This window comes from Pseudoxanthomonas sangjuensis, assembly GCF_010211755.1.
Lineage (GTDB): Bacteria > Pseudomonadota > Gammaproteobacteria > Xanthomonadales > Xanthomonadaceae > Pseudoxanthomonas_A > Pseudoxanthomonas_A sangjuensis.
On record NZ_PDWR01000001.1, the window covers coordinates 50,028 to 62,215 of the forward strand.

Genomic DNA, 12,188 nt, shown 5'->3' on the forward strand with positions numbered 1-12,188 from the left:
ATCAGCCGCGACCCTTCACCAGCGTACCGACATTCTCCCCGCGCAGGATCCGCATCAGATTCCCCGGCACCGAAAGATCATAGATCCGCAGCGGCAGGTCGCTGTCGCGGCACAGTGCGAACGCCGCGGTGTCCATCACCTGCAGGTCGCGGGTGATCACCTCGTCGTAGGTCAGCCTGTCGTACTTCACCGCGTCCTTGAACTTGCGCGGGTCCTTGTCGTACACGCCGTCCACCTTGGTCGCCTTCAGCAGCAGGTCGGCGTTGATCTCGATCGCGCGCAGCGCCGCGCCCGAGTCGGTGGTGAAGAACGGATTGCCAGTGCCGGCGGCGAAGATCGCGATGCGGCCCTTCTCCAGGTGGCGCACCGCGCGGCGGCGGATGTAGTCCTCGCACACGTCGTTGATCTTCAGCGCGCTCATCACCCGGACCTTCGCGCCGAGCTTCTCCAGCGCGTCCTGCATCGCCAGCGCGTTGATCACCGTCGCCAGCATGCCCATCTGGTCGCCGGTGACCCGGTCCATGCCGTTGGCGGCCAGCCCGGCGCCGCGGAAGATGTTGCCGCCGCCGATCACCAGCGCGACCTCGGCGCCCGCTTCGTGCGCCTCGATGACTTCCTTGGCGATGCGGCCCAGCACCACCGGGTCTATGCCGTAGTCCTCGTTGCCCATCAGCGCCTCGCCGGACAGTTTGAGCAGGATGCGGCGATAGGCGAGGGGCTCGGTCATGGGGGTCTCGGCGGGGGCTGGCAAACGCCGGGGATTCTAGCCGAGGGGCGGGATTCCGTCAGCGCCCATGAAAAAAGCCGCGGTTTCCCGCGGCTTTTTCGTCGATCCGATGATGGAACGGACGGATCAGACCTGCATCGCCTTCGCGACTTCGGCGGCGTAGTCCTCGACCACCTTCTCGATGCCTTCGCCGACGACCAGGCGCTGGAAGCCGACCACGTCGGCGCCGGCGGCCTTCACCGCCTGCTCGACGGTCTGGTCGCTGTTCAGCACGTACGGCTGGCCGTACAGGGTGACTTCGTTGACGATCTTGTTGATCTTGCCGCTGATGATCTTCTCGAGGATCTCGGCCGGCTTGGCCTTGTCCTTCTCGCTCATCTTCGCCAGCTCGATCTCCTTTTCCTTCGCCACGAAATCGGCCGGCACGTCGGCGGCCTTGTTGTACGGCGGGTTCATCGCCGCCACGTGCATGGCGATGCCGCTGGCCAGCTCGGCGCTGCCGCCGGCCAGTTGCACCAGCACGCCGATCTTGCCGTTGGTGTGGACGTAGGCGCCGACGTTGTCGTTGCTCTTCACCCACGCCAGGCGGCGCAGCTGGATGTTCTCGCCCAGCTTCTGCACGGCGGTGGCGCGCGCTTCCTCGACGCTTTCGCCGGAAGCCAGCTTCGCGTCCTTCAGCGCATCGATGTCGGCGGCGCTGGAAGCCAGCGCGGCGGCGGCGACGGCGTCGACGAAGCCCTTGAAGTTGGCGTCGTTGGCGACGAAGTCGGTCTCGGAGTTGACCTCGACCAGCACGGCGTTGCCGCCGGCCTGGGCCACGGCAACGCGGCCTTCGGCGGCGACGCGGCCGGCCTTCTTGTCGGCCTTGGCCAGGCCCGACTTGCGCAGCGCCTCGGCCGCGGCGTCGATGTCGCCGTTGCTTTCGACGAGCGCCTTCTTGCACTCCATCATGCCGGCGCCGGTGCGCTCGCGCAGTTCCTTGACCAGGGAAGCGGTGATTTCAGCCATTGCTTGAACCTCGGGAATAGAAAAAGTCCGGCGGGTCCGGGACCCGCCGCGGGTATGCGTTCCGCGGCGGAGCCGCCGCGGGGAAGCGGCCGCGCATCGTCGCGCGGCCGCGTTACGCCGCGATTACTCGGCGGCGGCTTCGTCGGCCTTCTTCGGGGCCGACTTGCGGGCCGGGCGGCGGGCCGGCTTGGCGTCGCCTTCGGCGGCCTCGGCGAAGTCCTCTTCACGCACCGAAGCGGCGTTCGGGGCGGCGGCCTTGCCTTCCAGCACGGCGTCGGCGGCGGCGCGGGCGTACAGCTGCACGGCGCGGATGGCGTCGTCGTTGCCCGGGATCGCGTAGTCGACCAGGGCCGGGTCGTAGTTCGAGTCGACCACCGCCACGACCGGGATGCCCAGCTTCTTGGCTTCCTTGATCGCGATGTCCTCGTGGCCGATGTCGATGACGAACAGCGCGTCGGGCAGGCGATTCATGTCCTTGATGCCGCCCAGCGAGGCCAGCAGCTTGTCGCGCTCGCGGCGCAGGCCCAGCACTTCGTGCTTGACCAGCTTGTCGAAGGTGCCGTCGGTCTCGGCGGCTTCCAGTTCCTTCAGGCGGGCGACCGACTTCTTCACGGTGGCGAAGTTGGTCAGGGTGCCGCCCAGCCAGCGCTGGGTCATGTACGGCATGCCGCAGCGCTCGGCTTCTTCCTTGATCGCGTCGCGCGCGCTGCGCTTGGTGCCGATGAACAGGATGGTGCCGCGCTTCTGCGCGACGCCCGAGATGAAGTTCATCGCGTCGTTGAACAGCGGAACGGTCTTCTCGAGGTTGATGATGTGGATCTTGCCGCGGGCGCCGAAGATGTACGGAGCCATCTTGGGGTTCCAGTAGCGGGTCTGGTGGCCGAAGTGCACGCCGGCTTCCAGCATCTGGCGCATGGTGATCTGGGGCATTGCTTGTAACTCCTGATGGGGGAACCCGCCGCGTGAGAGTGAGCGGTTCGCCGCCGCGGGCGCGGTGGACGAGGGGTTCCGGGGTTGGGCCTCCCTGTCGCTTCCGTGTCCGAACCCGTTGATTTGCAAGCAAATCTTCAGGCACCCCGGCACGGGCTGTGGCGGCAGGTGTGGATTCGCCGGTGACGTCCGGCGTCGACGCGCCAAGCGGGCAGGGCCCGGCAAAGCCGGCGAATTATAGGCGGAACAACGGGTTGCGCGCAAACATGCCGGCCGCGGGCTAGTAGGTCACGGTCACCGTGACCACGTCGCGGTACAGGCCGGCGGGCACGGCCTGGGTGGCGGGGACGCGGCCGTGCACGGTCAGCGACTGGGCGCTGCCGGAACCGGTGCCGGCAACGGTGTCGGTGCCGAGGGTCGTGCCCCAGCGCTGGGTACGGGCGGCGTCGCGGTACAGCTCGTAAGTCACGTAGTTGCTGCTGGCACCCAGGCGCATGCGGCGGGTGTTGCCGCTGGCGTTCTGGCCGTTGTCCAGGCCCACGTTCCAGGCGGTGCGCCCGGTGCAGGTGAAGGAGAGGGTGGAAGTCTGGTCGCGATCGGTGCCGATGGTGCCGGCCACGCTGCCGAATTCCAGGTTGTCGGCGCTGGCGATGCTGCAGTTGTTGGGAACCGTGGCGCTGGCGGTGAAGGGGAAGGGGGTCGTGCTGCCGCCAGTACCGCCGCTGGTGCAGGAGGTCGGATACTGGGGTGTGCCGATCAGGGTTTCGCTGTAGCGGTACTGCAGCAAGGTGTGATTGCCGGTGAAGGGGTTGCTGTAGCTGCCCGCCGCCAGCCCGGCCTGCATCGGGACCCGCCCATACATGGTCGCGCTGGCGTTGCCACTCCCGCCAAGCACCGGTGCGCTGTATTCCAGGTCGATCAGCAGAGGTGTCGTGCCGTTGTTGACGGTACCCCAGACCTGCGAGCGGGCGGCATCGCGATAGATCTGGAACTGCAGGGCATCACTGAAGCTGTTGGTCATGCGTCGTGGCGCGAATTGACCACCGCCATTCACGCCATCACCGATGTTCAGGCACATGCGTACCCGTACTTGGGCCAGGACGAGCAAGCCGGTGGTGTTGCAGGTGATGGTGATGCCGGCGGTGGTATCGGCGTTTGCGGCACCATTGACCGAGCCGAAAGCCAGGTTGCCGGCACTGGCCGTGCAGGTGGTGGCAGCTTGCGCGCGCTGTGCAGGCCAACACAGCAGCGCCAGCAACAAAGCGATCCCGGCGAAGCTGCGATGTCCGGTCATGGCGCTGTTTCCGTGCAGGTCAGCGGGCCGATGCGGGCAATGCCGTCGGCCATGGTTTCGGGGTAATCGAACGCGGCCACGCAGGCCGTGCCGGGAAGTTCGGCCCGGATCAGGTTGTGCGCCCGCAATCCTTCCAGGTAGGTCTCGCCGTCGTGGCCGATGACGGCCTCGGCAGGAGAATCGTTCAGGCGTACCCGGCTGCCCAGCGGCAGGGGCCAACCCTGCGCATCGCGCAACACCAGCACCGCGGCGCGCACCGGAGCCAGTTCGAAAGCCACGCCGACCCCGGCGCGATCGCTGGGCGTGACGATGCGGTCCACGGTGGCCACACGGACGTTGGCGGGCAAGTCCATCGGGTCGATCGACAGCTTGTTGCGTTGCCACGCATTCAGCGGGGTGACCAGCAATTTGCCGTTCGCGCCGGTGCGGCCGATCATGCGGTTTTCCAGCATCACCGGGATGCCCGGCATGCCGTCGGTGGAGACCACCGCGAACGCATCCTGGATGCTGCGCGCGGCGAAGGCGCTGCCGCCCATCCACACCAGGCTGCCGCTGGCCTGGGCATAGGTGTAATCGAAGCCGTTCCAGCGCATCGCACCGGCGCCCAGGCGCGCGTGCTGGCCGAGCCAGCCGACCTCGGCCAGGCCGCCGTCGCCATCGTCCCCGCCGCGTCCCTGCAGGCGCCAGCCGAAGCCGCCGTCGCCGGGCACCGGCTGCACCAGGTCCAGCACGGCGTCGTCGCGGTCCCGGTCGCGCTGCCAGGACAGGCCGAGCTGGCGCTCGCGACCCAGCGGTATCGCAACGCCCAGGTACGCGCTGTAGTCGTCCGCGTCGTCGATATTGCGATTGACCGAAAGGCTGGCCGACCATCCGCCGGCGAAGCTGCGGTTCCAGTACAGGCCGGCAAGGCGCGCCGGGGCGATGTCCGGATCGGCGCTGTCCAGGCGCACGTAGCTCAGGCTCAGGCCGCCCAGCGTGGCGAAGTTGATGCCGGCCACCGCGCGCTCGCTGCGCGACGGCGGGCGCGAGCCGTATAGCGAAGCGAGGTCGCGATAGTCGCCGTGCGTGCGGCGGCTCTCGACGGAGAAGTTGAAGCGCTGGTTGTTCCAGCCATAGCCCACGCCGGTCTGCGAGCCGTGGCTGCCGTCCACGCTGCTGCGCGCATGCGACAGGTCCAGCACGCCGGCCATGCCCAGCAGCCACACCCCGCCGATGCCGGCGCTGGCCAGGCCGTCGCCGCCCTCGGCATGGCCTTCGATGGTGAAGCGGTCGCCGACGCCGTAGCGCAGCGTGGCGCTGGCCACCGGCTCGTTCGCATAGGCGAACGAGCGGATGCCGTAGTCCTCGCGCACCACGCCCAGGCCGATCGACCAGTCGGACAGGCCGTGCGCCAGCAGGCGCTGGGTGGAATAGAACGGGAAGTCGAGCGTGCGCACCTGGCCGAAGGCATCGGTCACCACCATCCGGGCGGTGCCGGCGCCGGTCAGGCCCGGGACCGTGCTCAGCCGGAACGGCCCGGCCGGCGCGTTGCCGTCGTGCTGGCGGACGCCGTTGACGTACAGCTCCACTTCGGACGGGACCGTCGCTTCGCCAAGGAACTCCGGCAGCGGCGTGGTGATCCGGTACGGCTGCAACGCGTAGTTGCGGCCGATCTGGACGCCGCCGATCCGCAGCGGCCGGGTCCAGTCGAGGAAGCCAGTGTAAGTGTCGCCCAGGGTCAGGGTCAGCGCCTGCTTCGGGAACGACAGCTCCCAGCGCGTGTCCAGCCTGACCGACTCGTGGCGCCGGCCACCGGCGAGGCGATAACCGCGTGCGACCGCGGTATTGCTCAGCACGCCGCGGCCCAGCCCGAATACGCGCAGCTCCGATGTCGCGGCCACGCTGCGGCTGCCGTCGCTGTCGCTGGCGTAAAGGTCGTAGTTGAGCAGCATCCCCGGCGCGCTGTCGGTGACCGTCGGCGCTGCGGTTTCCGCCGGGCCGAGCGACGTCGTGGCGAGGTCGAGTCCGGACAGCGGCGCGTCGATGACGACCCGCTGCGCCGCGGCTTCGTAGCGGATCCGTACTCCCGGCAGCGTATCCAGCGCCACCGGTTCATCGTCGGCATGGCCGGGCGCGCGCAAGCCAAGGCCGCGCAGTACGGCGGCCGCGGCGAACAGGCGGTCGTCGCGCTGTTCGAACGCCACCGGTTCGGGCAATCGCGTCCGGTTCAGGATCACTTCCAGATACAGCGGCATCGCCGAACGGGATGCCGGGGACGGATCGCCCGGGCCGGAAACGCCGATGCCCGGAAGATCGCGGGGATCGATGCCGGGCGGGTTGCTCGGGCCGGTTTGGCCGTAGGCATCCGGCACCATCAACGCCAGCATCACGGCGCTAACGGTCCAGTTCCAGCACGCGCTCGTCCGCTTCACCGTTGATCCTCGCCCTGAAGGATCCGTCAGGGGCCGTGCCCAGGTCTGCGGGCAACGGCCAGCGCCGGCGCTGGCCCGGCAACACGTAGCCGGACAGGCCGGCGGCGATTTCGCGCCTGGCGCCACTGGTGTTGGCGTAGCCCAGGTCGGCGATCTGCGCGTGCCCGTCGCCCACGTTCTCGATTTCCAGGAAGTGCTGCTGCTGCGCGTCTTCGAACAGGCGGGCGCGCAGGACCGGCGCGGGAACCGGCCCGTCCTGCGGGGCCAGGAAAACCGGGATCGAATAGCGCAGCACCAGGCGCAGGCCCCGCTGTTTCGTCCCGGCATCCTGTTCCAGCGGCAGTTCGTCGACGATCAGGCGATAACTGGCTTCCTCCGTCGCCGGTGGCGGGCCGAGCCGCACGATGCGGACCAGTTGTTCGGCCGCGGGCGGCAGTTCCAGCATCGGCGGACTGACGGCCACGTCGGTGGCGGGTTCCAGCCGGTCCTCGCCGTCGGACTGGAACCAGCGGAACACCCGGACCTGGGCATGCAGGGGCGACGTCCCGCTGTTGCGCAGCGTCAGCCCTTCCGCGCGGCGGTCGGCCGGCAGGGTCACGGTCGTCGGGGTCACCTGGAGGTTGGCCGCACCCGCGCCGGCGGCGACCCCGCACAGCAGGATCGCGGCCAGCACCCGCCAACGATGGCCGCGGTGCGGAAGCGGCAGCACGCTGAGCGCGATCAGTAGGTGATCGTCGCGGTCACGGTATCGGTGTAGGACGACGCGGGGAAATTGGTGCTTGGAACCCGGCCATAGACCGGAATCTCCTGCACCGCGCCGCTGCCGGTACCCGCAAGGGTGTCGATGCCGGCGGTTTCACCCCAGACGGTGGTCCGGCCGGCGTCCTGGAAAAGCTGATAGGGCACTTCGTTGGCGCCGTCGGACATGGCGCGGGTGGCGACGTCGGCCCCGTTCAGGCCTTCGTTCAGGGCGATGTCGTAGGGCGTGCCCAGGGTGCAGTTGACGTTGAGCAGTCCGTCGGCATCGACGTCGGTCTCGGTGGATGGATGCGTGCCGAAGGCGACGTCGGTGGCTGTCGGGGCGTCGATGCTGCAGGTGCTGGTGATGGTGATGGTCACATCGAACGTGGTCGATGCGGTCTGGGCGAAGGCTGGCGTGGCCAGCGCGGCGCCGGCGAGGACGAGCAGGAACAGGAACGACCGCAGGCGATGGATGGTGTTCATGGCGCAGGTTTTCGTCTGTAGGACGCGGCCACGGCTCGGCCGCGGTTCGAAATCGTACACCCATTCATGGCGAATTCCGCCAGCGCTTCGCCGTTTGCCGCGCACAGTGTGACTTTCCCGATGGCGAGGCACCGGCCGGAGGGGTGGGAGAGCCGGCCCGGCAGGCCTCGCCGTCGGGCGAGACAATGGGCGATAATGCCGACATGGGTATCATTCTCAAGACAACGGAAGAAATCGAAAAGATGCGCGAGGCCGGCCGCCTGGCGGCCGAGGTGCTGCATCTGGTCGCCGACTACGTGAAGCCGGGCGTGACCACCGCCGAGCTGGACCGCATCTGCCACGACCACATCGTCAACGTGCAGAAGGCCGTTCCGGCCAACGTCGGCTATCGCGGCTACCCGAAGACGGTCTGCACCTCGGTCAACAACGTCATCTGCCACGGCATCCCCAGCGAAGGCAAGGTGCTGAAGGAAGGCGACATCGTCAACATCGACGTCACCGTGATCAAGGACGGCTGGCACGGCGACACCAGCCGCATGTACTACGTCGGCACGCCGTCGGTGATGGCCAGGCGCCTGGTCGAAGTGACCCGCGAGGCGATGTGGCGCGGCATCAGGGCGGTGCGGCCGGGCGCGACGCTCGGCGACGTCGGCCACGCGATCCAGAGCTACGCCGAGTCCGAGCGCTTCAGCGTGGTCCGCGAATACTGCGGCCACGGCATCGGCAAGGTCTACCACGACGAGCCGCAGGTGCTGCATTACGGCCGCCCCGGCGATGGCCTGGTGCTGAAGCCGGGCATGACCTTCACCATCGAGCCGATGATCAACGAAGGCACGCGCTACACCCGGGTGTTGCCGGACGGCTGGACCGTGGTCACCAAGGACCGCAAGCTGTCGGCGCAGTGGGAACACATGGTCGCGGTCACCGAGGACGGCGTCGACGTGCTGACCCGGGTTCCCGGCGACGACAACGACGCCTGGTTGTAAACGGATGGGCGCCGCGACGAACGATCCCGCGTCGCCGCCGTCCGTCATGGAGGCCACTTCGCTCCACGACCCCGAATGGGCCGCGCGCGCGCGGCAGTTGCTGGCCGAGATCGACGCGCGCCTGGCCGAACGCTTCGCCCGCAGCGAACGCACCGACCGCCTGCTGGCGCTGCGCGCGCGCGGGGTCGATCGCGTGCTGCAGGAAGCGTGGACGCGTTGCGTTCCCGCCGGCGCGCCGCTGGCCCTGTTCGCGGTCGGCGGCTACGGCCGCGGCGAACTGTTCCCGCATTCCGACATCGACCTGCTGGTGCTGGCCGACACCGGCGTGCAGCAGGCGCATCATGCCGCGCTGGCGCGCTTCTTCGCATTGCTGTGGGACGCCGGCCTGCCGGTCAGCCACGCGGTGCGTTCGCCGCAGCAGTGCACGCAGGCCTGCGCCGACGACCAGACCGTGCTCACCGCGCTGATCGAAGCGCGCGCGCTGGCCGCCGACGATGCGGCGACGGCGCGCCTCGACGATGCGATCTCGACCCAGCGCATCTGGCCGCCGTGCGAGTTCTTCGCCGCCAAGCGCGAGGAAATGCGCCAGCGCCATGCGCGCTTCGGCGACACCGCGGAGAACCTCGAGCCGAACATCAAGGAAGGCCCCGGCGGCCTGCGCGACCTGCACACGCTGGGCTGGATGGCGCTGCGCACCTTCGGCGTGCGCGACCTCGAACAACTGGCCGGCCTCGGCCAGCTCGGCGCCGACGAGGCCCGTGCACTGGCGCGCGAGCGCATCGCGCTCAGCCGCCTGCGCTACGGCCTGCACCTGGTCGCCGGCCGGCCCGAGGAGCGCCTGCGCTTCGATTACCAGAAGACGCTGGCGGAACGGCTCGGCTTCGCCGACGACGGCGACAGCCTGGGCGTCGAGAAGATGATGCAGGGCTTCTACCGCAGCGCCGCGGTGGTGCGCAGGATCGGCGACCGCCTGCTGCAGCGCTTCGAGGAGCAGTTCGACGGCGCGTTGGAACCGGAGCCGCTGGACGAACGCTTCGACCTGTACGGCGGCTATCTGGCCGCGCGCGCGCCGGGCTGGCCGCATGGCGACATCGCCGAGGTGTTCGCGCTGTTCGCGGCCTGGGCGGCGCACGCCGAGGTGCGCGGCCTGCGCTCGCATGCCGCGCGCGCGCTGGCCGAGGCGTTGCCGAAGCTGCCGGCCTACACCGGTGCGCCGGCGCCGGTACGCGAGCAGTTCATGGCGCTGCTGCGCGGCCCGCGTGCGGTCGACACGCTGACCCGGATGGCGCGGCTCGGCGTGCTGGGGCAATGGCTGCCGGCGTTCGCCCGGGTTTCCGGGCGCATGCAGTTCGACCTGTTCCACGTCTACACCGTCGACCAGCACACGCTGATGGTGCTGCACAACCTGGCGACGTTCGCCGATGGCCGCGCCGACGAGCGCTTCTCGATCGCGCACGAGGTCTGGCCGCGCCTGCGCAAGCCGGAGCTGCTGCTGCTCGCCGGCCTGTTCCACGACATCGCCAAGGGCCGCCGCGGCGACCATTCCGAACTCGGCGCGGTCGACGCCCGCGAATTCTGCGCGGCGCACGGCCTGCCCGAAGGCGACACCGACCTGGTCGCGTGGCTGGTCGAACAGCACCTGCGCATGTCGGTCACCGCGCAGAAACAGGACATTTCCGATCCGGACGTGATCCGCCGCTTCGCCGCGCTGGTCGGCGACCGCGAGCGCCTCGACTATCTCTACCTGCTGACTTGCGCCGACATCGCCGGCACCAGCCCCAAGCTGTGGAACGCCTGGAAGGACCGGCTGCTGGCCGACCTGTATTTCGCCACCGGACGCGCGTTGCGCGAGGGCGACGAGCGCAACGTGGCCGCGGCCACGCGCGGCGCCGAAACGCGCGCGGCCGCGCGCGAGCTGATGGCCGCGCAGGGCTTCGACGACGCGACCATCGCCCGCCAGTTCGCCGGGATGCCGGAGGCAAGCTTCCTGCGCTACCGGCCGGAGCAACTGGCCTGGCAGGCGGCCGCGCTGTCCCGGATCCAGCTGGGCGAAACGCTGGTCGCCGCGCGGCGCATCGGCAACGACGCGGCGATGGAGGTGTTCGTGTTCTCGCCGGACCGCGACGGCCTGTTCGCGGCGATCCTGGCCACGCTGGACCGGTTCGGCTTCGCGATCCACCAGGCGCGCGTGCTCGACGCGCCCAACGGCATGGTTTCCGATACCTTCGAAATCCTGCCCGCGGACAACTGGGCCAGCGGCGATCCGGACGAGGTGGCCGATGGCCTGCGCCGCGCGCTGGAAGGGTCGCTGGACCAGGTGCGCACCGTGCGCCGCGCGGTGCCGCGGCAACTGCGGCATTTTCGTTTCGCCCCGCGTATCGAATTCACCGAGACTGCCGACGGCCGGCGCACGCTGCTGAGCCTGGTCGCGCCCGACCGCCCCGGCCTGCTCGCCGACGTGGCGCGCGCGCTGCGCGTGTGCCGGCTGCGCGTGCACGACGCGCGCATCGCGACCTTCGGCGAGCGCGCCGAGGACCTGTTCCAGATCACCGACGAGAACAACCGGCCGCTCGACGACGGCAGCAAGGGCGTGCTGCGCGAAACCCTGCGCGCGGCGATCCTGGCGAATGCGTAAACTTGCCATCCGGCCCCGTGTAGGAGCGGCGTGAGCCGCGACGCTCTTCGCGAAAGTCTTCGCGGCTCACGCCGCTCCTACAAGAGCCCTTCCCCACAACAGCGCACCACCAAGGAACCCCACGCATGACCGCTGGCAGCACCGACGAACTCCGCCGCATCCTCGAAAGCGCCTTCGAGCGCCGCGCCGAACTGGCCGCCGACGAAATCGCCGGCAGCGTCAAACCGGCGGTGGAGCGCGCCATGGCCGGCCTCGAGTCCGGCGAATTGCGCGTCGCCGAACCGGACGGCAGCGGCGGCTGGAAGGTCAACGAGTGGCTGAAGAAGGCGGTGCTGCTGTACTTCCGGGTCAACGACATGGCCGTGGTCGAGGCGCAGCCGGCGCCGTTCTGGGACAAGGTCGAAGCGCGCTTCGCCGGTTACGACGAGGCGAAGTTCCGCGCCGCCGGCGTGCGCGTGGTGCCGGGCGCGGTGGCGCGCCGCGGTTCGTACTTCGGCAGGGACGTGGTGCTGATGCCGAGTTTCGTCAACATCGGCGCCTACGTGGGCGAGGGCACGATGGTCGACACTTGGGCCACGGTCGGCTCCTGCGCGCAGATCGGCAAGCATTGCCACCTGTCCGGCGGCGCCGGCATCGGCGGCGTGCTCGAGCCGCTGCAGGCTTCGCCGACGATCATCGAGGACCATTGCTTCATCGGCGCGCGTTCGGAAGTGGTCGAGGGCGTGGTCGTCGGCCACCACAGCGTGATCGGCATGGGCGTGTTCCTCGGCCAGTCCACGCGCATCTACAACCGCGCCACCGGCGAGATTTCCTACGGCTACGTCCCGCCGGGCAGCGTGGTCGTGTCGGGCCAGTTGCCTTCGGCCGATGGCAAGTACTCGTTGTACTGCGCGGTGATCGTCAAGCAGGTCGACGAGAAGACCCGCAGCAAGACCTCGGTCAACGACCTGTTGCGCGGGCTGGCGGATTGAGC

10 protein-coding genes are annotated in these 12,188 nt (G+C 69.3%); 3 read left to right on the top strand and 7 right to left on the bottom strand.

What is annotated here, in order from left to right; translation table 11 throughout:
• Position 1: 1 nt before the first annotated feature.
• The 7 genes from pyrH to CSC71_RS00275 all read right to left on the bottom strand — a co-directional run bounded on the left by pyrH (position 2) and on the right by CSC71_RS00275 (position 7,594).
• Positions 2-727 (bottom strand): UMP kinase, encoded by a 726-nt coding sequence (gene pyrH / locus CSC71_RS00245; RefSeq protein ID WP_162372334.1) that lies wholly within the window; start codon positions 725-727, stop codon positions 2-4.
• A gap of 126 nt (positions 728-853) precedes the next feature.
• On the bottom strand, positions 854-1,735 hold the full coding sequence (gene tsf, locus CSC71_RS00250) for a translation elongation factor Ts (protein ID WP_162372335.1): 882 nt from the start codon (positions 1,733-1,735) through the stop codon (positions 854-856).
• 123 nt (positions 1,736-1,858) lie between these two features.
• Positions 1,859-2,665: a 30S ribosomal protein S2 gene (gene rpsB, locus CSC71_RS00255; RefSeq protein WP_162372336.1), complete on the bottom strand. Its 807-nt coding sequence runs from the start codon at positions 2,663-2,665 to the stop codon at positions 1,859-1,861.
• Between the two features lie 280 nt (positions 2,666-2,945).
• Positions 2,946-3,959 (bottom strand): Csu type fimbrial protein, encoded by a 1,014-nt coding sequence (locus tag CSC71_RS00260; RefSeq protein WP_162372337.1) that lies wholly within the window; start codon positions 3,957-3,959, stop codon positions 2,946-2,948.
• Positions 3,956-6,370, bottom strand: a complete 2,415-nt coding sequence (locus CSC71_RS00265) for a fimbria/pilus outer membrane usher protein (RefSeq protein ID WP_246191899.1) — start codon at positions 6,368-6,370, stop codon at positions 3,956-3,958. The genes CSC71_RS00260 and CSC71_RS00265 overlap by 4 nt, the downstream gene beginning before the upstream one ends.
• A complete protein-coding gene (locus tag CSC71_RS00270; RefSeq protein ID WP_162372338.1) occupies positions 6,333-7,079 on the bottom strand; it encodes a fimbrial biogenesis chaperone in 747 nt (248 codons plus the stop codon). Before CSC71_RS00270 ends, CSC71_RS00265 begins: the two co-directional genes overlap by 38 nt.
• 11 nt (positions 7,080-7,090) lie before the next feature.
• Positions 7,091-7,594 (bottom strand): Csu type fimbrial protein, encoded by a 504-nt coding sequence (locus tag CSC71_RS00275; RefSeq protein ID WP_162372339.1) that lies wholly within the window; start codon positions 7,592-7,594, stop codon positions 7,091-7,093.
• Between the two features lie 203 nt (positions 7,595-7,797).
• Between CSC71_RS00275 and map the strand changes: the two genes are divergently transcribed.
• The 3 genes from map (at position 7,798) to dapD (ending at position 12,186) form a co-directional block, all read left to right on the top strand.
• On the top strand, positions 7,798-8,580 hold the full coding sequence (gene map / locus CSC71_RS00280; RefSeq protein ID WP_162372340.1) for a type I methionyl aminopeptidase: 783 nt from the start codon (positions 7,798-7,800) through the stop codon (positions 8,578-8,580).
• Between the two features lie 46 nt (positions 8,581-8,626).
• On the top strand, positions 8,627-11,215 hold the full coding sequence (gene glnD, locus CSC71_RS00285; RefSeq protein WP_162372341.1) for a [protein-PII] uridylyltransferase: 2,589 nt from the start codon (positions 8,627-8,629) through the stop codon (positions 11,213-11,215).
• Positions 11,216-11,340: 125 nt separating this feature from the next.
• Entirely contained in the window at positions 11,341-12,186 is an 846-nt protein-coding gene (dapD, locus tag CSC71_RS00290; RefSeq protein WP_162372342.1) for a 2,3,4,5-tetrahydropyridine-2,6-dicarboxylate N-succinyltransferase, read from the top strand.
• Positions 12,187-12,188: the final 2 nt, after the last annotated feature.

What these genes read in the sequence shown, in the direction of transcription:
- pyrH (WP_162372334.1), bottom strand. Translation starts at nt 727, where the DNA reads ATGACCGAGCCCCTCGCCTATCGCCGCATCCTGCTCAAACTGTCCGGC.
- tsf (WP_162372335.1), bottom strand. Translation starts at nt 1,735, where the DNA reads ATGGCTGAAATCACCGCTTCCCTGGTCAAGGAACTGCGCGAGCGCACC.
- rpsB (WP_162372336.1), bottom strand. Translation starts at nt 2,665, where the DNA reads ATGCCCCAGATCACCATGCGCCAGATGCTGGAAGCCGGCGTGCACTTC.
- CSC71_RS00260 (WP_162372337.1), bottom strand. Translation starts at nt 3,959, where the DNA reads ATGACCGGACATCGCAGCTTCGCCGGGATCGCTTTGTTGCTGGCGCTG.
- CSC71_RS00275 (WP_162372339.1), bottom strand. Translation starts at nt 7,594, where the DNA reads ATGAACACCATCCATCGCCTGCGGTCGTTCCTGTTCCTGCTCGTCCTC.
- map (WP_162372340.1), top strand. Translation starts at nt 7,798, where the DNA reads ATGGGTATCATTCTCAAGACAACGGAAGAAATCGAAAAGATGCGCGAG.
- glnD (WP_162372341.1), top strand. Translation starts at nt 8,627, where the DNA reads ATGGAGGCCACTTCGCTCCACGACCCCGAATGGGCCGCGCGCGCGCGG.
- dapD (WP_162372342.1), top strand. Translation starts at nt 11,341, where the DNA reads ATGACCGCTGGCAGCACCGACGAACTCCGCCGCATCCTCGAAAGCGCC.